Genomic DNA, 25,264 nt, shown 5'->3' with positions numbered 1-25,264 from the left:
AGCGATTTTTAGAAGTTATTGGTACATGTCTTGGAGATCGGCCTCGTGTAAGTCTTGGAAGAAATCAGCAATCATATCGGTTGCTTTTTCAAAGAAAATTTTTCCCTTTTCTGCAGTTGCAGCTTTAGGGTTTCCTACCCCGGTATCTTCGGTAACCTGAGTCCATTCCCGTTGCGCACTCGCCCAACCTTCCTTTAAAGCTTTAATTTTAAAAGTTTTGGCGCTGCCGTCTCCCGCTTCTTCCAGGGGCAAAACTAACTCCGGTCGTAAATGCATTACAGCCGCGGTTTCTAGTTCACCTGCATGGTCGCCAGGCTCTTCAAAATAAGGTTTTGCATCTGTAACCTGCCACCAGTTTACGGAACAAGCAAAAATCTCCGGAAATTCAAGGCTTAATTCCCTGATCATTTGCTTAAAATTGTTTCCGCCATGGGCGTTGAGAATTACCAGTTTATTGATTTTATGTTTCTCTAAAACCTGCGCCACATCTTTTAAAATAGCATATTGAGTACTGGGATTAAGATTCATGCATAGTTTAACATCCATTTGCCCGGTATTTACTCCAAACGGAATTGTAGGCAAAACCACTGCTTTCGCATTCTTTAGCCAGGCTTTGCGGGCTGCGCTTATAGCAGCTTCTTCGGCAAGAATATTATCCGTAGCATAAGGCAGGTGATAATTATGCGCTTCGGTAGCTCCCCAGGGCAAAACAGCTATCCTAAAATCTTCTGCTTTAACGTGCTTCCAATTGGTTTCGGCCATAACGTACGGCCTTATCTTTCTTTCCATAAACTTAATTTCATTTAAAATTAATAATTCTGTGCAATTCACTCGGATTTATAGGGCAGAAATTAAAACCTATCTTTGATTAAAATTAAAATCAATGTTGGATTTTGTAATTGTTGGTGGTGCACAGGCCGGACTTTCAATGGCTTACTACCTCAGTAAAATGGGTAAAGATTATGTGGTGGTAGATAAGGAAATGGAAGTTGGTGCTTCGTGGTTAAACCGTTGGGATTCCCTTAAACTTTTTACACCTTCAGAATTCAATAATCTTCCGGGAATGGAATTTCCTGCAGAAAAAGGCTATTATCCTACCAAAGAAGATGTTGCCCACTATTTTAAAAATTATGTAGCAGAATTTGATATTAAAATTAAATTAAATACGCTGATAGAACAGATCAGGAAGAAAGATGATTGTTTTATTTTGAAGCATCAAAACGGAGAAATAAAGTCACAAAATGTAGTGATTGCCACCGGGCCGTTTCATATTCCTTATACGCCTTCTTTTTCGAAGAAAATTTCAGAAGAAGTTTTCCAGATTCACAGTAACTATTATAAAAATCCGGGACAATTACAGGAAGGTGCGGCAATGGTTGCAGGTGCGGGAGATTCGGGTTTTCAAATTCTCGACGAAATTTCCAAAACCAATAGAACCACTTATTTTTCCGGGACCACCAAGGTAAGGGTGCTTCCACAGGAAATTTTAGGAAAAACATTATGGTGGTGGTTCACAAAAATTGGTTTCCTAAGTTTTAGCCGAAAATCCTGGCTCGGGAGAAAGTTAAGTCAGTCAAAACAACCCATTATCGGAACGGATGTAAAAAACATCCTAAAACGAAAAAATGTAATTCCAGTCGGAAAAACCCAGGACGCTAAAGGTGAAATTATAATTACCGAAAAACGCGAAATTGAAGACTTAAAAAATATCGTCTGGGCCACCGGCTACCGACCTAATTTTAGCTGGATAGAAGGTCTCGAGTTTTCTAAAGACGGCTACCCAAAACACAATCGTGGTATCAGTAATATTAAAGGACTATATTTTATAGGCCTTCCCTGGTTGCATACACGGGGCTCTGCAACTTTAGGTGGAATTAAAAAAGATGCAGAATATCTGGCGAATTATATTAAAACGGAAGAGAAAACGCTTGCCTAAGAACCCTCACAGATTTGAAAACCTTTGAGGGTTCTTCTTATATAGATTGCCTGCCATTTTTGATTCATTCCCTGACCCTACCGATGTGAAATCGGGATGCTCTGAATCGACTGAGCTACAAATTACAAAATAAAAAAAGGTTCCCGAATTGGAAACCTTCAATCTTCTGTGGGCGCGAAGGGATTCGAACCCCTGACCCCTTGGGTGTAAACCAAGTGCTCTGAACCAACTGAGCTACGCGCCCCTTAATTTCAATAAATTTGACTTTAATACTTGAAAGCTAAAAAAAGGCTTCCTTTTATAGAAGCCTTTTCAATTTCTGTGGGCGCGAAGGGATTCGAACCCCTGACCCCTTGGGTGTAAACCAAGTGCTCTGAACCAACTGAGCTACGCGCCCTATTCCTGAATGCGGATGCAAATATAGATTAGTTTTTAATCTACACCAAGAAAAATTTCAAAAAAATTAAATTATTTCAGCGACTGTAAAAGTACTCCCGCCAACGAAAATCAAATCTTCATCCAAAGCCGCTTCTACAGCAGCATCGTAGGCTTCTGAAACCGAATTAAATACCCTGCCTTCCATCCCATATGCAGCAGCTTTTTGTTGTAAAATTTCAGCTTCCAATCCGCGGGGAACATCGGGTTTTGAAAAATAATAAATCGCTGATTCTGGAAATAAAGGCAATATTTTTCCCAAATCTTTATCGTTCACCACACCCATTACAATATGTAAATGTTGAAATTTTTCTTTTTTAAGCTGTTTAAAAACTAAAGTTAAACCTTCAGTATTATGTGCAGTATCGCAAATCACTTTCGGTTTTTCCTTTAAAATATCCCAACGCCCCTGCAGCGAAGTGTGTAGTTTCACACTATTAAGTCCGTTTTTGAGACATTCTTCTGGAATTTCCCAGCCTTTTTGGCGTAACACTTTTACCGCTCCAAGGACACTTTTAATATTCTTGTTCTGGTAATCACCTTTAAGATCGGTATGATATTTATCGAATTTTAACTTTTCAGCAAAATAGATTTCTGAATTATGTTGCTGAGCTTTTTTTGTAAAAATGGCGGTGGTTTCTTTTTGTTTTTCGCCTATTATTACAGGAATATTATCTTTTATTATCCCGGCTTTTTCAGAAGCAATTTCAGGCAGTGTTTCTCCTAAAAATGCAGTGTGATCCAAGCCTATATTGGTGATAACTGAAACTTCAGGAGTAATGATATTAGTTGAGTCAAGGCGACCGCCTAATCCTACTTCAATTACAGCAATATCTACTTTTTCCCGGGCAAAATGATCGAAAGCCATACCTACGGTCATTTCAAAAAAGGAAAGTTCATTTTCTGTTAGAAAATCTTTATGCTCCTTAATAAAACCAACAACATTTTTCTTCGGAATAAATTTGCCATTGACTTTAATTCGCTCTCGAAAATCTTTTAAATGAGGAGAAGTATATAACCCAACTTTATAACCGGCTTCCTGTAATACTGCAGCTAGCATATGACTGGTAGAACCTTTTCCATTGGTACCGGCAATATGAACCGACTTAAATTCCCTTTGAGGATTAGCTAAATGCTCGGCAAGTTTAATTGTGCGGGAAAGATCTTTTTTGAATGCCTGTGCTCCTACTCTTTGGAACATAGGCAACTGCTGAAACATCCATTCAACAGTTTTTGTATAGGCCTCCACTTATTCAGAAAGTTTGAAGTTATAAATAATTGTGCCCACCTGGCGTGACGGAGCATTACTATCACTATTAAAACGAGTTGCCATTGCAGCACGCTTAGCAGGATCTGTTAAGCAGGAAGCACTGTTGGTAGTTCCTTTTACACCCGGCGTGGCATTAATAACCTGGCCGTTTTGGTTTACTTCTATACGAACCACTACAATCCCGGATTCATTACAATCCTGTACAAATTTTTCTTTATTTAATGCTCGTCTTCCGCCTAAGCGATAATTACCATCCCCATCCAGGCCAGAACCGGTCCCGTAATAGGAACTCGCGTTAGGATCACCATCAGGATCTCCTTTATCGCCAGCCTGATTATCGTTACCTTCTCCACCACTTTCAGTGCCGGAACGTTCCGGGCCGTTCAAAATACTACTCATAGCATCGGTAGTAGACTGGTCGGGTTTAGGTTCAGGTTTTTCTGCCGGCGGTTCCTCTACAGGTTTTTCAGGTTCCTGTTCTTTTACAGGCGTTGGTTCTTTCTTTTCCTCAATTACCGGAGCTTCTTCAATTTCCTGTGTCACCACTTCTTCTTCCACAACCGGTTCCGGCTGGGTTTGGGTTTCCGGCACGGTGGTTTGCTGCGGGGCAGATTTTACCGGCTCTGTAGGTTGTTCTTCTCCTGAACCAACTTCAGAAGTTCCAAAATTTATAGCAATACCACTCTCTGGTGGCGGATCTAAGTATTTAAAGCCCAACAGAAATAGCAATGCAATTAACAGCACGTGTAAGATAACCGTGATGGTAAAAGATTTTTTTTCGTGTTTGGTTTCTAACATAATTAGATTTATTCGGGTTTAACCGCGAGTACGATTTTATAACTATTTCGGTTTGCGATATCCATAACATTTACCGCTTTTTCTATAGGAACACCTTCTTCCGCCCTCAAAATTATTGTGGGCGTTTCTTCACCTGAGAGCTTGGTTCTTAAAGTGCTTTCTAATGCGGACTGTGAAATACGCTCATCGTCTACATAGAATTGAAGATCTTTAGTAATACTTACCGCTACATTTTGAACACTGGTCGTTTTTCCTTTAGCTTTTGGAAGTATTAGGTCTAAAGCTTCCGGAGTGATAACCGGCGAGGTAAGCATGAAAAAGATCAACAGCAGGAATACAATATCTGTCATTGAGCTCATGCTGAACTCGGGGCTAATTTTATTTCTTCCTCTTAAATTCATATTAAGCGGGCTCGTTTAACAGGTCAAGGAAATCTACTGCAGTAGCTTCCATTTGGTGGACCACTTTATCGGTCTTCACCACTAAATGGTTATAACCAATATAAGCGATAATACCTACAATCAGTCCGGCAACGGTTGTGGTCATCGCGGTATAAATACCCTCTGCCAGTGCTCCCATTTGCGCCTGGCCACTACTTGTTGCTAACTCATGAAAAGCAATTACCATACCGATTACGGTACCCAGGAACCCGATCATTGGGGCGGCACCGGCAATAGTTGCCAGTATACTTACATTCTTCTCGAGTTTGTAAACTTCCAGGCGTCCTGCGTTTTCTATAGCCGTATTAATATCTTCTAAAGGGCTTCCAATTCGGGAGATTCCTTTTTCAGTTAACCTGGCAACGGGAGAATCACTTTGTGCACAACGCATTTTAGCCGATTCTATATTTCCGTTTAAAACGTTATCCTTAATTTGAAGCATAAAATTTTTATCTACCTGGCTAGCCGATTTTATTGCAAATAGCCTTTCAAAGTAAATGTAAACTGCAGCGAACAACAGGATAAATAAAATGAGAATAATAATTTGGCCTCCAAGGCCACCACTTAGCATTAAATCGAATAAAGACAGGGTTTTTTCTTCCACTACCGATTCTGCCTCCTGGGCGGCTTCGGCAACGCCGTCCTGCTGAAAAAAGTATAGCATAGGTTTTAATTAGGGTTTTTAATGTAACGTGATAAACCAGATTTAATTGTAATCCAAATTTAGTAAAATAATCAGCAGTGCAAACTGCTTTATCCCAATTGGGAGTTTTTTATTTTTTGAAGCTGATTTTCAATAATTTTTATTCATAAAAAAATCCCACTCGAAAGCGGGATCTTCAGGAATAATCTCAATCAACTAAAATTAAAAGATTAATCAAAAACTTATACCAATTGCTTCAGCGCAACTTCAAAAGCGGTCTTACTTATATTGGTTTTACTACTATTATGATCGTAAGTATTCTGAATTGCATTTTTAATAGTCATCGAAGTATCATTAAAGATCGATTCATCAGTCATTTGTACTCTTCTCTCCATAAAATATGCAAAAACTCTCGCCATTCCGCAGTTTGCTATAAAATCTGGAATAAGGCTAACTTTTTCATCAGTAGATTCCATAATCGAACCAAAGAAAATTTCTTTATCGGCAAAAGGAACATTAGCGCCGCTGGTAATTACCTCTAGTTTTCTTTTTATAAGACTATTAATTTGATCCTGGGTAATTAATCTGGACGCAGCACAAGGGGCAAAAATCTCTGCATCAATTTCCCATATTTTCTCATTGATTTCTTCAAAAGAAATCAGGTTATCGTGTTTAAGGGTATTTCCTTCTTTATTCAGGAAAAGCTCCGTGATTTCGTCAAAAGTGAATCCGTCTTCATTTATTAATCCACCGGCACGATCTATTATTCCAACAATCTTTACGCCCATTTGTGAAAGGTAATAAGCTGCTGCTGAACCTACATTACCAAAGCCCTGAACAATTGCCTTTTTCTCTGTAACATCGCCACCGTAAATATCGTAGTAATGCTTCACTGATTCGGCTACGCCATAACCGGTAATCATATCGGCTACAGTATATTTTCGGGTAACATCTGGTGAGAAACGAGTGTTTTCCAAAACTTTAATCACTCCCTGGCGTAATTGCCCTATTCTATTTATTTTATCAGCTTCACTAGGCTTAAAATGTCCGTTAAAAACGCCTTCCTGCGGATGCCAAACCCCGCAATCTTCAGTTATTGGAATTACCTCGTTTATTTCATCTACATTTAAATCACCCCCGGTGCCGTAATAACTTTTTAACAAAGGAGAAACTGCTTTATACCAACGCTCTAACACGCCTTTTTTTCGAGGATCGTTCGGGTCGAAATTTATGCCAGATTTTGCACCCCCAATTGGAGGACCTGAAACTGTGAATTTAACTTCCATGGTTTTAGCAAGAGAAAGCACTTCATTCTGGTCTAAACCAACGCGCATCCTGGTTCCTCCACCTGCAGCACCGCCACGTAAAGAATTGATTACGGTCCAACCTTCGGCTTCGGTTTCAGAATCTTTCCAGTTAAAAACTATTTCGGGTTCTTTATTTTCGTATAACTTTAATAATTCCTTCATTTATACTCTAATTTTTCGCAAATATATAAACTAAGCGGTATATTTTTAGTTTTTCAGCAAAAAGTTTAGATCTCATAAATTACTCCTGAAGAATGATCTTTTTTAGCGCCGGTGACAGATTTTAATACATTTACCTCATCGCGAAGTTTTAAAATACCTAATAATCCGAAAATCAAAGCCTCTTTATAATTAATAATTTCATCTGAAGGAATCGTGAAATGGCAATTAGACTCTTTTTTCAAAAGCCTGATTAAAAAATTATTAAATGTTCCGCCGCCGGTCATAAAAACCTTAGAATCGGAATCGTCATCCAGCGTTTTTGAGATCTGCTGAGCCACATGAACGGTGTAAGTGTGAAGAATATCCTGAAGGTTTTCTTCATATTCTTCCAAAATGGGGAAAACTTCAGACTTAACCCATTCTATGCCTAAGGATTTTGGTGGCTTTTGATTATAAAAAGCCAGCTTATTCAGTTTTTTGAGTAATTCTTCATTCACTTTACCTGAAGCTGCCAGTTTTCCGCCTTCGTCAAACTCTTTTCCTAATTTTTGGGCATAATAATTTAAAACGGTATTTACGGCACAAATATCATAAGCCAGGCGTTCACTTTTCTTTTCGGTAGAAATATTTGCGAATCCACCTAAATTAAGACAATATTTATAATCTGAAAAAAGCAACTGATCCCCAATTGGAACCAGTGGTGCGCCTTGCCCGCCCAGTGCAACATCTTGAACTCTAAAATCGCAAATTACTGTTTGACCTGACAGGTAAGCAATTTCAGGTAAATTCCCAATTTGTAAAGTATAATTGTTTTCGGGCTCATGTTTAATAGTATGCCCATGACTACAAACCGCATCAATATCTTTAATTTGGTGGGTTTCAATAAACCGGGAAATAATTCCGGAGAGAAAATTGGTGTATTTTTTATTTAGCTCTTCTAAGCGTTCTTCAGAATAATTAATAGATGCAGCTAAAGTTTCCTGCCAATTTAAAGGGTAAGGAACGGTTTCAGCCTTCAATATCTTATAACTCCACGAGTTTTTATAATCAAAATTAACATAGACCAAATCGATGCCATCTAAGGATGTCCCCGACATCACACCAATAACTTTGTAATTCGCTTTTTTCATATTCGTAAAATTAATTAAACTAAATTGAAAATTACATACCAAAACTTTATCTTTGGCTACCAAAATTAGATTTTCCTAAATTAAAATAATAATATGGATTTCAAACTTACAGAAGAACATATAATGATTCGCGATGCAGCGCGTGATTTTGCCAAAAACGAATTATTACCCGGTGTGATTGAGAGAGACGAGAAACAGGAGTTTCCCGCAGAGCAGGTGAAGAAGATGGGAGAGCTTGGTTTTCTTGGCATGATGGCGTCACCGGAATTTGGCGGTGGCGGTATGGATACCATTTCATATATTCTGGCAATGGAAGAAATTTCAAAAATAGATGCTTCTGCTTCTGTGGTAATGTCCGTTAATAATTCGCTTGTTTGTTGGGGTCTCGATACCTATGGAAACCAGGAACAAAAAGAAAAATTTCTTTCCAAACTTACCACCGGCGAAAAACTTGGAGCCTTTTGTTTATCTGAACCTGAGGCCGGAAGTGATGCCACTTCACAACGCACCACGGCTATAGACAAAGGAGACCATTATTTATTAAACGGAACAAAAAACTGGATTACCAATGGAAATTCAGCCGACTATTATATTGTTATTGCACAAACCGATCGTGAGAAAAAACACAAAGGGATTAACGCTTTTATAGTTGAAAAAGGTGTTGAAGGTTTTGAAATTGGACCCAAAGAACAAAAAATGGGAATTCGCGGAAGCGATACACATTCTTTAAATTTTAATGATGTAAAAGTTCCTAAAGAAAATAGAATTGGTGAAGATGGTTTCGGATTTAAATTCGCTATGAAAACGCTTTCTGGCGGAAGAATAGGAATTGCAGCCCAGGCTTTGGGGATTGCTTCAGGCGCTTACGAGCTGGCTTTAGATTATTCAAAACAACGAAAAGCCTTTGGTACCGAAATTTGCAATCACCAGGCCATCGCTTTTAAACTGGCCGACATGTACACTTCAATTGAAGCTTCAAGGCATTTGGTAATGAAAGCTGCCTGGGATAAGGACCAGGGCGGTAATTATGACCTTACCGGTGCAATGGCTAAAGTTTACGCCTCAAAAACTGCGATGGATGTTACTACCGAAGCTGTGCAAGTGCACGGTGGGAATGGTTATGTAAAAGAATATCACGTAGAGCGTTTAATGCGTGATGCAAAAATTACCCAGATATATGAAGGAACTTCAGAAATTCAAAAAATTGTAATTTCAAGGGCTATTCTGAAAGGTTAATTTTCTTGTTAATTATTGTAATTAAGTCCGGTTTTCCTAAAATCGGACTTTTTTCATGGCCCAAAATCAGATCCTATATTTATAGAATCAATAATAGAAAAGGGATCAGATTACATAATTATCATTTATAATAAATTTAATTGTTTTTACTGAATTTCTTCTTACTTTAAGTTAGAAACGCTTCATAATATTTATCTAATTAGGTAATTTTGAGACGATAACTTAAGGACGAAAAGGACATGAAATTAAAAAAACAGGGGCTCTATTCACCCGAATTTGAGCACGATAATTGTGGCGCAGGGTTTATATGTAATCTAAAAGGCAAACGAACTAATGATATTATTCATAAAGCCTTAGATATTCTTATTCGCCTGGAACACAGAGGTGCGGTAAGTGCCGATGGTAAAACAGGTGATGGTGCCGGGATTTTAATAGAAATTCCTCACGATTTTTTCAAGAAAACCTGTGAATTCAAACTCCCCGATTTTAAAGAATATGCGGTAGGGATGGTTTTTCTTCCGCAGTCTGAAAATCAACGTAAAATTTGCAGAGAGATTTTTGAAGAAGAGATTATTGGCCAGGGCCTTAATCTTATAGGTTGGCGGGAAGTACCCGTAAACAGGGCCTGCCTGGGAAGTATCGCTTCTCTTTCTGAACCAAATGTACAACAGGTTTTTATAGGAAAAGGAGACGATGTTTCTGATGAAAGTTTTAATGCAAAACTTTTTGCTGCAAGAAAAATCGCTGAGCACCGCATTGAAAAATCTGAACTTTCTGAAGCAGAATATTTTTATCTGCCTAGTTTATCAACCAATACTATTATTTACAAAGGTTTGTTGATGCCGCAGGATATCAACACATATTATCGCGACCTTAATGAGCCAGATGTGGTTACTAAACTCGCTTTGGTTCACCAGCGTTTCTCAACAAATACTTTCCCAACCTGGGATTTGGCACAACCTTTCCGATATATGTGCCACAATGGGGAAATAAATACGCTTCGAGGAAATTTAAGCCGAATGAAAGCCCGGGAAGAGCTTTTTGAAAGTGAAAAATTTGGCGAAGATCTAAAAGAGGTTATTCCAATTGTTCCTGAAGGAAAATCTGATTCAGCTTCTATGGATATGGTTTTGGAATTGCTTTTACAAACCGGACGTTCCTTACCCGAAGCCATTATGATGATGGTACCTGAAGCCTGGGAGAAAAACCCATCCATGATTGATGAGAAAAAAGCATTTTACGAATATAATGCCTGTATTATGGAGCCCTGGGACGGTCCGGCTTCCATTCCTTTTACCGATGGAAAATATATTGGAGCCTTACTAGACAGAAACGGGTTGCGCCCTTCCAGGTACACCCTAACCAAAGACGGTTACGTAATTATGTCTTCAGAAACTGGCGTTTTAGAGATTAAACCCGAAAATGTTGAATTACATGGGAGGCTAGAACCGGGGAGAATGTTCCTGGTAGACATGCAAGAAGGCCGAATTGTTGGCGATGAAGAAGTAAAACAAAAAATTATTTCTGAAAGACCTTATAGAAAATGGTTAGACGAAAATTTACTTAATCTTTCTGAAGTGCCTTATACCGGCAACAAAACCCCGGTAGAAAAAATTGACATTAATACCCGTCAAAAATTATTTGGTTATACTCAGGAAGATATTAAAACCATAATTAGCCCAATGGCGCTCCAGGGAAAAGAAGCAATTGGTTCTATGGGTGCCGATATTCCTCTGGCGGTTCTTTCAGATAAATCACAGCTTTTATTCAATTATTTCAAGCAATTATTCGCCCAGGTAACCAACCCACCTTTAGACGGAATCAGGGAAGAAATTGTAACAGATATCAGCTTATCTATTGGAGAGGATAGAAATTTATTCGATATCGTTCCCGAACAGTCCAAGAAACTCAGAATTCAAAATCCGGTTATTTCCAACGAGGATTTAGATAAAATAAAATACATAGAACATCCAGATTTCAAAACTGCTTCAATTTCAATTTTATATGAAGCCAACAAAGGTCTTAACGGACTGGAAACAAGACTGGATGAAATTATTTACGAAATAAATGATGCAGTAGATAAAGGTTGCAATGTAATTATCCTTACCGATAGAAATGCCGATCCAAACCTGGCACCTATTCCTTCACTTTTAGCCTGTTCTTTTGTACACCACGGTGTAAAAAAACATAACCGAAGATCTTCATTCGGAATTGTGATAGAATCGGCTGAACCCCGTGAACCACATCATTTCGCTTTATTATTTGGTTATGGCGCCAGCGCGATTAATCCTTATATGGTAAATGAAATTATCTACAGCCTGGTTGAAGAAAAAGAAATTGATGTTGAAGATCCTGAAGTTGCCGTAGAGAACTTTAATGTGGCTATTGGAAAAGGAATTGTGAAGATAATGAATAAGATTGGTATATCTACCCTTCACTCCTACCGCGGTGCACAAATTTTCGAGATTCTTGGATTAAACCAAAAATTTGTAGATAAATATTTCACAAACACCCCAACCCGAATTGAAGGAATTGGATTGTATGAAGTAGAAAAGGAAATTCAGAAGCGTTTCGAAAATGCTTTTGCTCCAAAGAAAACAGACACCGATCTGGATCTGGAAATTGGCGGCGATTATCGCTGGAGAAGAACCGGAGAAAGACATATGTTTAATCCGGCAAGTGTAGCTAAACTGCAACAGGCCGTAAAACAAAACAGCACTAAAGCTTACGAAGAATATTCAAAATTAATAAACGACCAGAGTGAACGTCTAATGACGCTTCGCGGAATGTTTAAATTCCGTGATCTTAATCCGGTTCCTATTGAAGAAGTAGAACCCTGGACAGAGATTGTAAAACGATTTAAAACCGGGGCCATGTCTTTTGGCTCTATTAGTAAAGAAGCGCACGAGAACCTGGCCGTTGCCATGAACCGTATGCAGGGAAAAAGCAACTCGGGTGAAGGTGGCGAAGATCCACAGCGCTTTCATAAAGATCTTGATGGAAACTGGAGAAATTCAGCTATAAAACAGGTTGCTTCAGGAAGATTTGGAGTTTCCATTAATTATTTGAGTAACGCAAAGGAAATTCAAATTAAAATGGCCCAGGGTGCAAAACCCGGGGAAGGCGGGCAATTACCGGGACCAAAAGTAAACCCGGATATTGCAAAAACCCGGAATTCCACGCCGTATGTAGGATTGATTTCACCTCCACCTCACCACGATATTTATTCCATAGAGGATTTGGCGCAATTAATTTTCGACCTTAAAAATGCGAATCGCGAAGCCAGGATTAATGTAAAACTGGTTTCTAAAGTTGGCGTAGGAACTATTGCAGCCGGGGTTGCGAAAGCCAAGGCCGATGTAGTTTTAATTTCCGGTTTTGATGGTGGTACAGGAGCTTCTCCTCTCACGTCGCTTAGACACGCAGGTTTGCCATGGGAACTCGGAATCGCTGAAGCCCAGCAAACCTTGCTTATCAATAATCTTAGAAACAGGATTGTAGTAGAATGTGACGGCCAGTTAAAAACAGGACGTGATGTTGCTATTGCCGCTTTACTGGGTGCAGAAGAATTCGGTTTTTCTACCGCGCCACTTGTGGCCTCAGGTTGTATTATGATGCGTGCCTGCCATTTAAACACCTGCCCGGTAGGTATCGCAACGCAAGATCCTGAACTTAGAAAGAAGTTTAAAGGAACGCCTGAAGATGTGATTAATTTTATGTATTTCATCGCGCAGGAACTAAGACAAATAATGGCCGATCTTGGTTTTAGAACCATCAACGAAATGGTGGGACAAAGCCAAAAACTGGATATGAACCGGGCTATTGAACATTATAAAGCACAGGGATTAGATCTCTCTAATATTCTATATAAGCCAAAAATAGATGAAGATATGCCGCTTTACAATACAGAAACCCAGGATCACAACCTGGAAAATGTATTGGATTTTGAAATTTTAAATCAGGCGCATCCGGCTATTTACAGAAAGGAAAAAATGAGTCTTGATTTCCCAATTAGCAATATAAACCGAACCACGGGTGCAATTTTAAGTAATGAAATTTCCAAAATTCACGGTGCAAAAGGATTACCCGATGGCACCCTTACATTGAATTTTACCGGTTCTGGCGGACAGAGTTTTGGTGCCTTTGCTACCAAAGGTTTAACGATGAATATCAATGGAAATTCTAACGATTATTTAGGAAAAGGACTTTCGGGAGCAACTTTAAGTGTAAGAAAACCTAAGGAAGCATCCTTTAAATCTAATGAAAATGTCATTATTGGTAATGTTGCACTTTATGGTGCTACAGATGGGGAAGCCTATATCAACGGAATGGGCGGTGAACGTTTCTGTGTAAGAAACTCAGGTGCTAAAGCAGTGATAGAAGGAATTGGAGATCACGGTTGTGAATATATGACCGGAGGTATTGCCGTTATTCTAGGAAAAATAGGCAGAAATTTCGCCGCCGGAATGAGCGGGGGAATTGCTTACATCTACAATGCCGATAATACTTTAGACAATCATAATTTCAATATGGAAATGATTGGTTTAGAAGATCCTTCAGAAGAAAATAAAAACGAATTAAAAGAACTTATTGAAAATCACTACCGCTACACCGAGAGTGATGTAGCCAGAGAAATCCTGGAAAACTGGGAGGAAAATGTAGGTAAGTTCATAAAAGTAATGCCCGCGGAATATAAAAAGGCTTTACAAAAAATGGAAGAAGAGAAAATGTTAAAAGAACAAGTAGAACTCAAAACAGCATAATTATGGGTAAGATAAGAGGTTTTATGGAATACGACCGCAAGGTGGAAGAGACAGAAGCTGTTGAAAATCGAGTTAAAGATTATAAAGAATTTACAAAAGAATTGTCTCCCGAAGAACTTGGCGTTCAAGGGGCAAGATGTATGGATTGTGGAATCCCGTTTTGCCATAGCGGTTGCCCGCTTGGAAACTTAATTCCAGATTTTAACCACGCAGTTTATAAAAACGACTGGAAAAAGGCGCTCAGCATTCTACACGGCACCAACAATTTCCCTGAATTTACCGGGAGATTATGCCCCGCACCTTGCGAATCGGCTTGTGTTTTGGGGATCACAGATCCGCCGGTGGCAATTGAACTTATTGAGAAATATATCGTAGAAAGAGGATTTAAAGAAGGTTGGGTAACTCCACAACCTCCAACATCCAGAACGGGTAAAACGGCTGCAGTTGTAGGCTCAGGTCCTGCCGGGCTTGCAGCAGCACAACAACTAAACCGTGCCGGTCACGAGGTTACTGTTTTTGAGCGTGACAAGAAAATAGGCGGACTTTTACGCTATGGGATTCCTGATTTTAAGATGGAAAAACACGTGATAGATCGCCGGGTTAATATTATGAAAGAAGAAGGAATCAAATTTGAAACTGGAGTTCATGTAGGTGAAAATTATGAAGTCGAAAAACTTAAAGAATTTGATGCCGTGGTACTTTGTGGTGGCGCCACAAAACGCCGAAACCTTCCAATTGATGGTGCTGAAGGCGAAGGTGTGATGCAGGCAATGGATTTCCTGAAAAACAACAATGAAGTTGTTGATGGATTGAAAGAACAAACCGAAAAATTCTCAGCTGAAGGCAAAAACGTAATTGTTATTGGTGGTGGTGACACCGGTTCTGATTGTGTGGGAACTTCTAACCGTCACGGAGCAAAATCAGTTATTAATTTTGAAATTATGCCGATGCCGGCTGAACACAGAGATAGAGAAAACCCTTGGCCTTACTGGCCGTTTACGCTAAAAACCACTTCTTCCCACGAAGAAGGTGTAGAACGGAACTGGAGCATTAACACCAAAGAATTTATTCGTGATAAAGAAGGCAACTTAGAAGCTTTAAAGACGGTAAATATAGAATGGGTAAAAGGTAAAAACGGAAGACCCCAGCTTCAGGAAGTTGAAGGATCTGAAAAAGAATGGCCTTGTGAACTGGTACTTTTAGCCTTAGGATTTACAGGACCGGAAAAAACCTTAAGTGAACAATTAGGATTGGAACTTGATAGCAGAACCAATATTAAAGGAGATGAAGGTTACCAAACTAACATTCCTAATATTTTTACCGCCGGAGATATGCGCCGCGGACAATCTTTAATTGTATGGGCAATTTCTGAAGGTCGTGAAGCTGCTTACCACGTAGATAAATATTTAATGGGAAAATCATTATTACCCAGAAAAGGAGAAGGTGATCTTCCCGCCGCTTAATTTGAATTTTGAATAAATTGTAGGTTAAAAGCGTCCGGGTTTCCGGGCGCTTTTAATTTTTAAAATGAGGTCAAAATTTAAAAAAAATGTAGATCCCGAAATAGACCCGCCTGAAGGGGCGAGCAGATCCAAGGTGATGTTAAAAAAGACAAACCTCACAGGTTTTGAAAACCTGTGAGGTTTGATAAATTAAAGTGTTTTCGCAACTTTATTTACCGTTTCAATTGTAGCGTCTAAATCTTCATACGAAAGAGCATCACTTATAAACCAGGTTTCAAAAGCACTTGGTGCAATGTATATTCCGTTTTCTAACATTCCGTGGAAAAATTTATTGAAAATTCCATTTCCTGCCGATTTTGCCGCAGATTCAAAATCTACGACCGGTTCTTCCCCAAAATGGATGGAAATCATAGAACCTACACGGTTTATGGTATGCGCAACATTATTTTCTAAAAGTACTTTTTCTATTCCTTCGTGAAGATATGCGGTTTTCTTGTCTATACTTTTAAAAACACTTCGGTTATTATCCAATTCGGTTAACATTGCAAGCCCGGCGGCCATTGCTAATGGATTTCCGCTTAAAGTCCCGGCCTGGTAAACCGGCCCAACAGGGGCCAGATAATCCATAATTTCATTTCGGGCAGCAAAGGCACCAACCGGCAAACCTCCACCAATCACTTTTCCGAAGCAGGCAATATCAGCATTCACTCCCATTCGTTCCTGTACGCCGCCGGGAGCAAGTCTAAAACCGCTCATCACCTCATCAAAAATCAATAAAATACTGTGATCATCGCAAAGTTCACGTAAACCTTCCAGAAAACCATTATCTGGAGGAATACAACCCATATTTCCGGGAACCGGCTCAATAATTATACAGGCTATTTCATCTTTATTGACTTCAATTAAAGATTTTACATTTTCGAGGTCATTATATTTTGCAAGGAGGGTGTCTTTTGCTGTTCCCTGGGTAACTCCCGGGCTGTTTGGCGTACCGAAAGTGATCGCACCACTACCGGCCTGGATTAGGAAAGAATCGCTATGCCCATGATAACAACCGGCAAATTTGATGATCTTTTCTTTTCCGGTAAAGCCACGTGCAAGTCTAACGGCACTCATTGTAGCCTCTGTACCCGAATTCACCATTCTAATTTTATCGATATTGGGTACCATTTTCACCGCTAATTCCGCGATTTTGGTTTCAATTTCAGTAGGTGTTCCAAACGAAGTTCCTTTTTTGGCAATATCAATTACCGCATCTATTACTGGTTTGTGAGCGTGACCTAAAATCAGCGGCCCCCACGAATTTATATAGTCTATTAATTTATTTCCGTCTTCATCATATAAATAAGCTCCTTCGGCTCTTTTAATAAAAATGGGATCTCCTCCCACTGCTTTAAATGCTCTTACCGGTGAGTTCACTCCGCCGGGAATTACTTTTTGTGCCGAAGCGAACAATTCGCTACTTCTTTTATAAATCATAAATTTTTATTCTGAAGAGATGATTACCAACATTTGTCCAACGGAAATATTAGTATCTCTTAAATTATTAAATCGCTGTAATTCTTCTACAGTTGTATTATGTTTTTTTGCAATCCCATATAGCGTGTCGCCCTTTTTAACCCTGTAAGTAACTGATTCCGGTGATTCTGGCGTATGGGTATAACTTGGCGAAGGCCGTTTTAAAACTGTCGCGTCGAATTGATAGAGCCTGTAGCGCTCTATTAAACTAATTAATTTATCTGGATAACGTCTATCGGTAGCATACCCTGCTTTTCTCAAACCTTTTGCCCAACCTTTGTAATCGTCTTTATCTAAATCAAAAAGTTCTGCATAGCGCTTTCTCTCTGTTAGGAAAAGGGAATGATCCCTGTAAGAATAACGCGCATCTTTATATTTTCTAAAACACTCACCGCGGGCATCATCGTCGTGGTAGGCTCTGGCGCCTTTCCAGTCGTGACATTTAATTCCAAAATGATTATTGGCGCGCATAGTAAGATCTCCTTTACCTCCACCTGATTCTAAAATTCCCTGGGCCAGGGTAATACTCGCGGGGACATCGTAAAGCCGCATTTCTTCCATAGCTACCGCGGCAAAATCCCGAATATAATCCTCTACCGTGTACAAGCGCGGATTCACCGGTGGCAAAATTGGTTTTCCGTCTAAAGGTTTCACTCTTTCTATTTGAGTACCAGAAGATTCAGTAAAAACATTTTCCCTATTAGAATCTTTTTTAGTGGTGACAACTTTTTTCTTGCTTCCGCAGGAAACCGCAAAAGCGGCGAGCAAAATCAAAACAAAAAACCGGTTAATTCTCATATTAAAAAGTGATTAGAGGCAATTTTTTCTTTTTTAAAAATGTATTCATTCCCTGGATTCCCTGTAAACCTCCGGTGTGAATGGCCATAATTTTACTTCCGGAAGGGAAATATCCGGCCTTTATAAGGTCAAAAATACCAAAAACTAACTTTCCCGTGTATACCGGATCTAATTGAATTTTATATTTTTTTTTGAAATTATTAATGAAATTTATCAATTCCGAATCTACCTTAGCATAACCTCCAAAATGGTAATCGGTTTTTAATTCCCAATTACTATTAAAACTGTATTTATCTATTTCTTCGGAAAGAAAATCGCCTTTCAAAGCCGGAAAGCCTAAAATTTTCTGATTGATATCTGAAGCGTTTACCAGGCCTGCAAGAGTACCGCCGGTACCTACCGAAACTGCAACAAATTGAAACTCCCTGTCCTTTTCGGTTAAAATTTCCTGGCAACCTTTAACCGCTAATTCATTGGTTCCACCTTCAGGCACAAGATAAAATTCACCAAATTCCTTTTTTAATTCCTCTTGCAACTCTCTGTTTTCCTTTTTTCTATAATCGCCCCTGGAAATAAATTTAAATTGCATTCCGCAGGAATTAGCAAACTTAAGGGTGGGATTTTGCGCTAAAGTAGTTTCCAAATCTTTGCCTAACTCTTCTCCCCTTATGACTCCTATTGTTTCTAAACCGAAAAGTTCCCCGGCAGCGGCCGTTGCTGCGATATGGTTGGAATAGGCTCCGCCGAAAGTAAGGAGTGTTTTTTGCTTTTCTTCAAGCGCCCTGGCAATATTATATTTTAATTTTCTGAATTTATTGCCTGAAACTTCAGGATGTATTAAATCTTCACGTTTCAGATAGAGCGAAATTTCATTATAAAATTCAGCAACAAACTGATTTTTAGAAGATATTTCAGTAAAAATATTTGAAGATTTTGGCATAAGCAAATATCCGAATTCTAAGATTGGCTACCTAAACAAACTGTAAAAATGCCCAAAATTTGCGATCCTGCAAATAATTCTCTTTCATTTCCTGGCTATAAGCTTCGCGCTCAAAACTTATATTTTTATATGCAAGAAAGCGGTCTTTATAATAAAATAAACGCAATAAATATTCGGTTAAATACCAGATATAAAAAGGTAAGATAAGTAATTCTAACTGCTGTCTTAAATGAATTTTTTCGTGGTTAATAAAATTAAAATCATCTTTTAGCTCCCTATTTTTAAGAATCACAAAAGGCCATAAACTTACGCCTTTAAACGATTTTCCCAAAAGATATTTGTTAACGATTAGAATCACGTGTGGAAGTTAAGAAATTGTATTTTTGCGATATGAGTTTTTTCAAAAAAAGAATTCCGCTGGAAGAAGGCGATTACTACATCACGCCCGAAGGCTATCGCTGTTTTACCGAACAATATCACCTTAAACGCGGCTATTGTTGTGAAAGTGGTTGCCGGCATTGCCCCTACGGATTTGATAAAAAAACTGGCAAACAATCATAACTCATTAATTTTTGTCAAACGATATTTCATCGCAGAATCTCCTATTACTTTAGATTCGTCTTTAAACACCTGCAGCAGGTAATTTTGGCTTACCTTAAAATAGAGTTTTTCTCGCTCTCCCAAACTAATGGTATTCCCTTGCTTATCCCACTCAAACTTTCCTGTTTCATTTAGATCATTATCTTCATTCGCTGCCCTGCCTAAAAATTGTTGGGAAAGTGCATAATCGCGATTTTCCTTTATTTGAATTTTGGTTTCAATTCCCTCGCAATCCTCACAAGGCAAAAATCCTTCATACACTCCGGCCCAATCCAGTGAATCTTTAGCACTAAAGGTCTCTTCTGGAGTTGTTGTTTCTTTTTCCTTGAAAATTTCAGTAGTTTCTAATTCAGGATTTTTGGTTTCATCCTTACAGGAAAAAAGGCAAAAAACAGCGAGAAGAATTATAAAAAGTTTCATCTAAATTATAATTTAAAAAAATAATTATTCTCTTTTTCTATGACGGTTGACAATAGCCATTTTATACAAACACCTACTATAGGTTTTATAATTTAAATCTTTAAAAGAGCGCTAAATTTATAGAAAATGAAATTTAAAACTCCTTAATTTAACATTTCTTCCTATTATTGAAACCTATTGCAAACAGATATTAAATGGACTTTAGAGCTAGAATACTACAGGGAATTCCCAGCGAACTTCCCTCTAAAAAAGAATACGACACTTCGGTAAACCACGCGCCTAAGCGCAAGGATATTTTAAATACTGAAGAAAAACAACTAGCACTTCAAAATGCTTTGCGGTATTTTGAAGAAAAACACCACAAAGAACTTTTACCTGAATTCAAAGAAGAATTGGAGAAATTCGGGAGGATTTATATGTACCGCTTTAAACCCGAGTATGATCTATATGCCCGTAATATTGAAGAATACCCCGGAAAAAGCGTTCAGGCGAAAGGAATTATGCTGATGATTCAAAACAACCTGGATCCAAAAGTAGCACAGCATCCAGATGAATTAATCACTTATGGCGGGAATGGAGCGGTTTTTCAAAATTGGGCTCAATATCTTCTTACTATGCAGTATTTAGCTGAAATGGAAAACGACCAGACTTTAGTGATGTATTCGGGGCATCCTATGGGATTATTTCCTTCTCACGAAAATGCACCGCGAGTAGTTGTAACCAATGGAATGATGATCCCGAATTATTCCAAACCCGACGACTGGGAGAAATTTAATGCACTCGGTGTATCCCAATACGGGCAGATGACTGCAGGAAGTTATATGTACATCGGCCCGCAGGGAATTGTTCACGGCACTACAATTACTGTTTTAAACGCGGGTAGAAAAATATCTAGATCAGGGGAAGGGCTTGCAGGAAAATTATTCGTCACCTCCGGCCTTGGCGGAATGAGCGGCGCCCAGCCAAAAGCCGGAAATATAGCCGGTTGTATTACAGTATGCGCCGAAGTCAACCCTAAAGCAACCCAAACCCGCCACAGCCAGGGCTGGGTAGATGAAGTTAGTGACGACCTTGAAGCACTTGCAAAAAGAGTTCAAAAAGCCAAAAACAATAAGGAAGTTGTATCAATCGCTTTTCAGGGAAATATTGTAGAGGTTTGGGAATATTTTGACAAGGAAAATATTTATATCGATTTGGGCAGCGACCAGACTTCCTTACATAATCCCTGGGCCGGCGGATATTACCCTGTGGGATTCAGTTTGGAAGAAGCCAATAAAATGATGGCCGAAGAACCGGAAAAATTCAAAGAAAAAGTTCAGGAAAGCTTAAAAAGGCAAACCGCTGCAATTAATAACCACACCGCAAAAGGCACCTACTTCTTTGATTATGGAAATGCATTTTTACTGGAAGCTTCCCGCGCCGGCGCCGATATTCTTGCTGAAAACGGAATAGATTTTAAATATCCAAGTTACGTTCAGGATATTATGGGACCTATGTGTTTTGATTATGGTTTTGGGCCATTTAGATGGGTTTGCGCTTCGGGAAAAGAAAATGACCTTGATAAAACCGATAAAATAGCGACCGAAGTTTTGGAAGAACTGAAAAGAAATTCCCCGGAAGAAATTCAGCAGCAAATGGCCGATAATATTCAGTGGATAAAAGGCGCTCGCGAAAACAAACTGGTGGTAGGCTCCAAAGCCAGGATTCTCTATGCCGATGCTCAAGGACGGGTGAAAATAGCCAAAGCATTTAATGATGCTATTGGGAAAGGAGATATTGGCCCGGTGGTTCTTGGCCGCGATCATCACGATGTTTCTGGTACCGATTCCCCCTATCGTGAAACTTCAAATATTTATGATGGCTCACAGTTCACAGCCGATATGGCTATACAAAATGTAATTGGTGATAGTTTTAGAGGTGCAACCTGGGTAAGCATCCATAATGGCGGCGGCGTTGGCTGGGGCGAGGTTATAAATGGAGGATTTGGTATGATTCTTGAAGGAAATAAAGCATCGGAGGAGCGCTTAAAATCTATGCTTTTCTGGGATGTTAACAATGGAATTGCCCGCCGAAGCTGGGCCCGGAATAAAGAAGCAGTCTTCGCTGCAAAAAGGGCTATGCAAATGGAACCAAAGCTAAAAGTAACGATCCCGAACCTGGTAGACCCGGCTCTTTTTCGACACTAACATCTAAAACTATTATTTTATGAAAGTCTTAAAAATTACACCGGTTTTACTTCTGCTGGCTGTTTTGGTTACTTCCTGCAGCAGTGTGAGAGTTGCTTCAGATTACGATAGGGAAGTAAATTTTAATCAGTACCAGAGTTACGCATTTTTTAAACCGGGAATAGATAAAGCAGAGATTTCCGATTTAGATAAAAAACGAATTCTTAGAGCTATAGAAGATGAAATGCAACGCAAAGGCTTCACAAAGTCGGAAGATCCAGATCTTTTAGTTAGCATTTTTACCAAAACCAATGAAAATATTAATATCTACCAGAACAATATGATGGGCTGGGGATACGGCTGGGGATGGCACCCGTGGTATTGGGGCTCCGGCTATAATACCGTAAATAGAACCAGTGACGGCACGCTTTATATAGATCTAATAGATGCAGAAGGTAAAGAATTGGTTTGGCAGGGAATGGGAACTGCGGCCCTGGCCAGTGATGTGAATAAAAAACAGGCCAGAATTAACGAAATTGTTCAGGAAATACTTGAAAAGTATCCGCCGAAAATAGAAGATTAACCCAACAAATTTTTTTAGCAAAAATGCTCCTTCAACAGGAGCATTTTTATTTTATAAGGCATTTGATTATCAATTTATGAATTTCAGCTTAATTTCTTATCTTTATAATGAATTTTAGTTAACCAAACTTATGCTCGATAAAATTGAATCTAATGCGATTTTAGACCGGTTACCGGCACATCTTCAGCAGTATATAAAACCACAGAATTACGATGATTACACTCCGGTAAATCACGCGGTTTGGCGGTATGTAATGCGTAAAAATGTAGATTACCTAAGCAAAGTTGCGCACGAATCTTATTTAGATGGCTTAAAACAAACCGGGATTTCTATAGACCACATTCCAAATATGTACGGGATGAACCGTATTTTAAAGGAAATTGGCTGGGCGGCTGTGGCTGTTGACGGGTTTATCCCGCCCGCTGCTTTTATGGAATTCCAGGCTTTTAATGTTCTGGTAATTGCCAGCGATATTAGGCAACTTGAGCATATAGAATACACCCCGGCACCAGATATTATTCACGAGGGCGCAGGTCACGCCCCTATTATTGCCAATCCTGAATACGCAGAATATCTAAGGCGTTTTGGGGAGATTGGTTGCAAAGCTATTTCCAGCGCCCGGGATTATGAAATATATGAAGCCATTAGGCACCTTTCAATCATTAAAGAAGCTGAAGACACGCCGCAAGAAGAAATTGAAGCGGCTGAGAAGAAAGTTGATGAACTTCAAAATGAAACCGCCGAGCTTAGTGAAATGGCGCAAATACGAAACCTGCACTGGTGGACGGTTGAATATGGATTAATTGGGACGCTTAAAAATCCTAAAATTTACGGCGCAGGTTTACTCTCTTCTATTGGGGAAAGCGCCTGGTGTATGACCGATAAGGTGAAGAAAATCCCTTATTCTATTGAAGCCTGTAAGCAGGAATTTGATATTACCAAACCTCAACCTCAACTTTATGTAACACCAGATTTCGCCCATTTAAGTTTGGTTTTAGAAGAATTTGCCAATAAAATGGCTTTGCGAAAAGGCGGTCTGGAGGGAATTCAAAAACTGATTGATTCTAAAAATCTTGGTACTATAGAATTAAGTACAGGTTTACAAATTTCGGGAGATTTTTCAAAAGTTATTGAACACGAAGGAAATCCGATTTATATACAAACTTCAGGTAAAACAGCACTTTCGCATCGGGAAAAGGAATTGGTTGGGCATAGCATAAAAAAACATCCGGACGGCTTTGGTTCTCCAATTGGCTCTTTAAAAGGAATAAATCTCGCCATAGAAGATATGAGTCCGCGCGATCTTAGGGCTTATGATATTTATGAAGGCGAAAAAATTGAATTTGAATTTGAAGGCGGAATCAAAGTTAAAGGAGAAATAATTACCGGTACCAGGAATCTGCAGGGAAAAATTATCCTGATAAGTCTTAAAGATTGCATCGTTACCTATGGTGATGAAATTTTATTCAAACCTGAATGGGGCAAATATGATATGGCAATTGGTAAAGAAATTATTTCAGCATTTGCCGGCCCCGCCGATAATCTTTCGTTCGATCTAATAACCCATAAAACTTCAAGTACTACTATAAAAAGCAAAAACACCCCGGAACGTGAAGAACTGAATTCTCTTTATGCTTCGGTTAGAAATATAAGACAGGGAAAAGATGCAAGTTTTTCCCTGGATGCTGCCTTAGAGCTTGTACAAAAACACCACCCAAAAGACTGGTTACTTTCAGTTGAAATCTACGAATTGGTGGTGGGAAAAGATGAAAAACTCATCAAAGAGGTTTTAAGCCATTTGGAAGATGTGAAATCCAGAAGACCTGATATTTCTCATTTAATCGAAGGTGGAATAAATCTTATAGACGCGCAATTAGTCAAATAACAGGTCAAAAAATAAGATTAGAGTTTTATCTGCTGCAATTCTTCAGAATCATTAAAATTTTGATCATTGTATTGAAGTGTCCAACCCATAGAGCTGGTAAGAATGTAGATTTTTTGCAATTCACTAATCAGTCGGTTTTGTGCATTTGATTTCAGCGACGATGCTTCTACTTTTTTTCTAATAGATTTTTCTATTCGGCTTCTTATTTTATTATGGTCTGCAGCGTCAAACTGGTTTAAATAATCCTGGGTGACATCGTAATATTTTATCTCGGGATTAATAGAAATCTCTTCTTCGGGGATATAAGTGATGCGAACAATTTTATTTTCCTCATCAATTTCGGTTTGAAGTTTACTTAAATCGTAGGCCACCGTTGCCGTTGCATTAACTACAATTAAAGCTTTCTTTCTGGCGGAAAATATATCAAGATAGAACTTCTTAGAATCATTGTAAGAGTAAACCTGCGAGAAAGTACCTTCAGTCACCACCAATTTTCCCACATTTTTAATTTGTTGCTGAAGCAGCGCTGTACTTTCTTCTAACTGATCTCTTTCATTATTTTTGTTCTCACAATAGCGAATGCCGAAAACTACAAGCAAAACCAAAATAGCCCCAATAAGGAAATTTCTCATTTATCAATTTTTTCTAAAGGTACAAAGAATGTGAATTTAGGAGTTTTTGAAGAAAACTTTACTTTTTTAAAACACTTATGGACGGCCCCACCCGTCCATAAGTTTTTAAATTTCTAAAATCTACCCCAACAAATTTTAGA

21 protein-coding genes and 2 tRNA genes are annotated in these 25,264 nt (G+C 38.9%); 8 read left to right on the top strand and 15 right to left on the bottom strand.

The window, feature by feature from the left end; all coding sequences use genetic code 11:
• Positions 1 to 15: 15 nt before the first annotated feature.
• Complete coding sequence (locus B5X53_RS11845; RefSeq protein ID WP_232764023.1) at positions 16 to 789, bottom strand: creatininase family protein; 774 nt, start codon at positions 787 to 789, stop codon at positions 16 to 18.
• 94 nt (positions 790 to 883) lie between these two features.
• On the opposite strand from B5X53_RS11845, the gene B5X53_RS11840 reads away from it, so the two are divergent.
• The gene (locus B5X53_RS11840; RefSeq protein WP_079713444.1) at positions 884 to 1,936 is read left to right on the top strand and encodes a flavin-containing monooxygenase; all 1,053 of its coding nucleotides are present in this window, start codon (positions 884 to 886) and stop codon (positions 1,934 to 1,936) included.
• A 169-nt stretch (positions 1,937 to 2,105) separates the two neighbouring features.
• Here the strand turns inward: B5X53_RS11840 and B5X53_RS11835 are convergent.
• From B5X53_RS11835 to B5X53_RS11800, 8 genes are all read right to left on the bottom strand, one after another.
• Positions 2,106 to 2,180, bottom strand: a tRNA-Val gene (locus B5X53_RS11835).
• Between the two features lie 78 nt (positions 2,181 to 2,258).
• Positions 2,259 to 2,333, bottom strand: a tRNA-Val gene (locus B5X53_RS11830).
• Between the two features lie 66 nt (positions 2,334 to 2,399).
• The gene (locus B5X53_RS11825) at positions 2,400 to 3,620 is read right to left on the bottom strand and encodes a bifunctional folylpolyglutamate synthase/dihydrofolate synthase (protein ID WP_232764021.1); all 1,221 of its coding nucleotides are present in this window, start codon (positions 3,618 to 3,620) and stop codon (positions 2,400 to 2,402) included.
• On the bottom strand, positions 3,621 to 4,439 hold the full coding sequence (locus B5X53_RS11820) for an energy transducer TonB (RefSeq protein ID WP_079713443.1): 819 nt from the start codon (positions 4,437 to 4,439) through the stop codon (positions 3,621 to 3,623).
• A gap of 8 nt (positions 4,440 to 4,447) precedes the next feature.
• The gene (locus B5X53_RS11815; protein ID WP_079713442.1) at positions 4,448 to 4,840 is read right to left on the bottom strand and encodes an ExbD/TolR family protein; all 393 of its coding nucleotides are present in this window, start codon (positions 4,838 to 4,840) and stop codon (positions 4,448 to 4,450) included.
• Between the two features lies 1 nt (position 4,841).
• On the bottom strand, positions 4,842 to 5,543 hold the full coding sequence (locus B5X53_RS11810; RefSeq protein ID WP_079713441.1) for a MotA/TolQ/ExbB proton channel family protein: 702 nt from the start codon (positions 5,541 to 5,543) through the stop codon (positions 4,842 to 4,844).
• A 221-nt stretch (positions 5,544 to 5,764) separates the two neighbouring features.
• Positions 5,765 to 6,991, bottom strand: a complete 1,227-nt coding sequence (locus tag B5X53_RS11805) for a Glu/Leu/Phe/Val dehydrogenase dimerization domain-containing protein (protein WP_079713440.1) — start codon at positions 6,989 to 6,991, stop codon at positions 5,765 to 5,767.
• A gap of 65 nt (positions 6,992 to 7,056) precedes the next feature.
• A complete protein-coding gene (locus B5X53_RS11800; protein WP_079713545.1) occupies positions 7,057 to 8,121 on the bottom strand; it encodes an anhydro-N-acetylmuramic acid kinase in 1,065 nt (354 codons plus the stop codon).
• Positions 8,122 to 8,214: 93 nt separating this feature from the next.
• On the opposite strand from B5X53_RS11800, the gene B5X53_RS11795 reads away from it, so the two are divergent.
• The 3 genes from B5X53_RS11795 to B5X53_RS11785 all read left to right on the top strand — a co-directional run bounded on the left by B5X53_RS11795 (position 8,215) and on the right by B5X53_RS11785 (position 15,583).
• Positions 8,215 to 9,357, top strand: coding sequence for an acyl-CoA dehydrogenase (locus B5X53_RS11795; RefSeq protein WP_079713439.1), 1,143 nt, complete (start codon positions 8,215 to 8,217; stop codon positions 9,355 to 9,357).
• A 239-nt stretch (positions 9,358 to 9,596) separates the two neighbouring features.
• Entirely contained in the window at positions 9,597 to 14,120 is a 4,524-nt protein-coding gene (gene gltB, locus B5X53_RS11790; protein WP_079713438.1) for a glutamate synthase large subunit, read from the top strand.
• A gap of 2 nt (positions 14,121 to 14,122) precedes the next feature.
• A complete protein-coding gene (locus B5X53_RS11785) occupies positions 14,123 to 15,583 on the top strand; it encodes a glutamate synthase subunit beta (protein ID WP_079713437.1) in 1,461 nt (486 codons plus the stop codon).
• Between the two features lie 189 nt (positions 15,584 to 15,772).
• On the opposite strand, the gene hemL is transcribed toward B5X53_RS11785, so the two are convergent.
• Genes hemL through B5X53_RS11765 form a run of 4 tightly spaced genes read right to left on the bottom strand, consistent with a single transcriptional unit; the run spans position 15,773 to position 19,170 of the window.
• Entirely contained in the window at positions 15,773 to 17,062 is a 1,290-nt protein-coding gene (gene hemL / locus B5X53_RS11780) for a glutamate-1-semialdehyde 2,1-aminomutase (protein WP_079713436.1), read from the bottom strand.
• 6 nt (positions 17,063 to 17,068) lie between these two features.
• Positions 17,069 to 17,899: a glucosaminidase domain-containing protein gene (locus B5X53_RS11775; protein ID WP_079713435.1), complete on the bottom strand. Its 831-nt coding sequence runs from the start codon at positions 17,897 to 17,899 to the stop codon at positions 17,069 to 17,071.
• Between the two features lies 1 nt (position 17,900).
• Positions 17,901 to 18,839, bottom strand: coding sequence for a 1-aminocyclopropane-1-carboxylate deaminase/D-cysteine desulfhydrase (locus tag B5X53_RS11770; RefSeq protein ID WP_079713434.1), 939 nt, complete (start codon positions 18,837 to 18,839; stop codon positions 17,901 to 17,903).
• Between the two features lie 31 nt (positions 18,840 to 18,870).
• A complete protein-coding gene (locus tag B5X53_RS11765) occupies positions 18,871 to 19,170 on the bottom strand; it encodes a hypothetical protein (RefSeq protein ID WP_317042323.1) in 300 nt (99 codons plus the stop codon).
• 59 nt (positions 19,171 to 19,229) lie between these two features.
• On the opposite strand from B5X53_RS11765, the gene B5X53_RS19040 reads away from it, so the two are divergent.
• A complete protein-coding gene (locus B5X53_RS19040) occupies positions 19,230 to 19,400 on the top strand; it encodes a C1orf53 family protein (RefSeq protein WP_157822068.1) in 171 nt (56 codons plus the stop codon).
• On the opposite strand, the gene B5X53_RS11760 is transcribed toward B5X53_RS19040, so the two are convergent.
• Positions 19,395 to 19,859, bottom strand: a complete 465-nt coding sequence (locus tag B5X53_RS11760; RefSeq protein WP_079713432.1) for a copper resistance protein NlpE — start codon at positions 19,857 to 19,859, stop codon at positions 19,395 to 19,397. The two genes, B5X53_RS19040 and B5X53_RS11760, sit on opposite strands and share 6 nt — an antisense overlap.
• 194 nt (positions 19,860 to 20,053) lie before the next feature.
• On the opposite strand from B5X53_RS11760, the gene B5X53_RS11755 reads away from it, so the two are divergent.
• The 3 genes from B5X53_RS11755 (at position 20,054) to B5X53_RS11745 (ending at position 24,492) form a co-directional block, all read left to right on the top strand.
• Positions 20,054 to 22,045, top strand: coding sequence for a urocanate hydratase (locus B5X53_RS11755; protein ID WP_079713431.1), 1,992 nt, complete (start codon positions 20,054 to 20,056; stop codon positions 22,043 to 22,045).
• 19 nt (positions 22,046 to 22,064) lie between these two features.
• A complete protein-coding gene (locus B5X53_RS11750; RefSeq protein WP_079713430.1) occupies positions 22,065 to 22,607 on the top strand; it encodes a DUF4136 domain-containing protein in 543 nt (180 codons plus the stop codon).
• Positions 22,608 to 22,737: 130 nt separating this feature from the next.
• Positions 22,738 to 24,492 carry an aromatic amino acid hydroxylase gene (locus B5X53_RS11745; RefSeq protein WP_079713429.1) on the top strand — a complete coding sequence of 585 codons (1,755 nt, stop codon included), beginning with the start codon at positions 22,738 to 22,740 and terminating at the stop codon, positions 24,490 to 24,492.
• Between the two features lie 17 nt (positions 24,493 to 24,509).
• Here B5X53_RS11745 and B5X53_RS11740 read toward each other — a convergent pair whose 3' ends face one another.
• The gene (locus tag B5X53_RS11740; RefSeq protein WP_079713428.1) at positions 24,510 to 25,124 is read right to left on the bottom strand and encodes a DUF4230 domain-containing protein; all 615 of its coding nucleotides are present in this window, start codon (positions 25,122 to 25,124) and stop codon (positions 24,510 to 24,512) included.
• Positions 25,125 to 25,264: the final 140 nt, after the last annotated feature.

Source organism: Salegentibacter salinarum (genome assembly GCF_900168115.1).
Lineage (GTDB): Bacteria > Bacteroidota > Bacteroidia > Flavobacteriales > Flavobacteriaceae > Salegentibacter > Salegentibacter salinarum.
The sequence above is the reverse complement of the archived record's forward strand: the minus strand, read 5'-3'. Positions and strand labels throughout refer to the sequence as shown.

Bases quoted from the DNA above. Each gene is read 5' to 3' on its own strand.
- B5X53_RS11845 (WP_232764023.1), bottom strand. From the start codon at position 789: ATGGAAAGAAAGATAAGGCCGTACGTTATGGCCGAAACCAATTGGAAG.
- B5X53_RS11840 (WP_079713444.1), top strand. From the start codon at position 884: ATGTTGGATTTTGTAATTGTTGGTGGTGCACAGGCCGGACTTTCAATG.
- B5X53_RS11820 (WP_079713443.1), bottom strand. From the start codon at position 4,439: ATGTTAGAAACCAAACACGAAAAAAAATCTTTTACCATCACGGTTATC.
- B5X53_RS11815 (WP_079713442.1), bottom strand. From the start codon at position 4,840: ATGAATTTAAGAGGAAGAAATAAAATTAGCCCCGAGTTCAGCATGAGC.
- B5X53_RS11810 (WP_079713441.1), bottom strand. From the start codon at position 5,543: ATGCTATACTTTTTTCAGCAGGACGGCGTTGCCGAAGCCGCCCAGGAG.
- B5X53_RS11805 (WP_079713440.1), bottom strand. From the start codon at position 6,991: ATGAAGGAATTATTAAAGTTATACGAAAATAAAGAACCCGAAATAGTT.
- B5X53_RS11800 (WP_079713545.1), bottom strand. From the start codon at position 8,121: ATGAAAAAAGCGAATTACAAAGTTATTGGTGTGATGTCGGGGACATCC.
- B5X53_RS11795 (WP_079713439.1), top strand. From the start codon at position 8,215: ATGGATTTCAAACTTACAGAAGAACATATAATGATTCGCGATGCAGCG.
- gltB (WP_079713438.1), top strand. From the start codon at position 9,597: ATGAAATTAAAAAAACAGGGGCTCTATTCACCCGAATTTGAGCACGAT.
- B5X53_RS11785 (WP_079713437.1), top strand. From the start codon at position 14,123: ATGGGTAAGATAAGAGGTTTTATGGAATACGACCGCAAGGTGGAAGAG.
- hemL (WP_079713436.1), bottom strand. From the start codon at position 17,062: ATGATTTATAAAAGAAGTAGCGAATTGTTCGCTTCGGCACAAAAAGTA.
- B5X53_RS11775 (WP_079713435.1), bottom strand. From the start codon at position 17,899: ATGAGAATTAACCGGTTTTTTGTTTTGATTTTGCTCGCCGCTTTTGCG.
- B5X53_RS11770 (WP_079713434.1), bottom strand. From the start codon at position 18,839: ATGCCAAAATCTTCAAATATTTTTACTGAAATATCTTCTAAAAATCAG.
- B5X53_RS19040 (WP_157822068.1), top strand. From the start codon at position 19,230: ATGAGTTTTTTCAAAAAAAGAATTCCGCTGGAAGAAGGCGATTACTAC.
- B5X53_RS11760 (WP_079713432.1), bottom strand. From the start codon at position 19,859: ATGAAACTTTTTATAATTCTTCTCGCTGTTTTTTGCCTTTTTTCCTGT.
- B5X53_RS11755 (WP_079713431.1), top strand. From the start codon at position 20,054: ATGGACTTTAGAGCTAGAATACTACAGGGAATTCCCAGCGAACTTCCC.
- B5X53_RS11750 (WP_079713430.1), top strand. From the start codon at position 22,065: ATGAAAGTCTTAAAAATTACACCGGTTTTACTTCTGCTGGCTGTTTTG.
- B5X53_RS11745 (WP_079713429.1), top strand. From the start codon at position 22,738: ATGCTCGATAAAATTGAATCTAATGCGATTTTAGACCGGTTACCGGCA.
- B5X53_RS11740 (WP_079713428.1), bottom strand. From the start codon at position 25,124: ATGAGAAATTTCCTTATTGGGGCTATTTTGGTTTTGCTTGTAGTTTTC.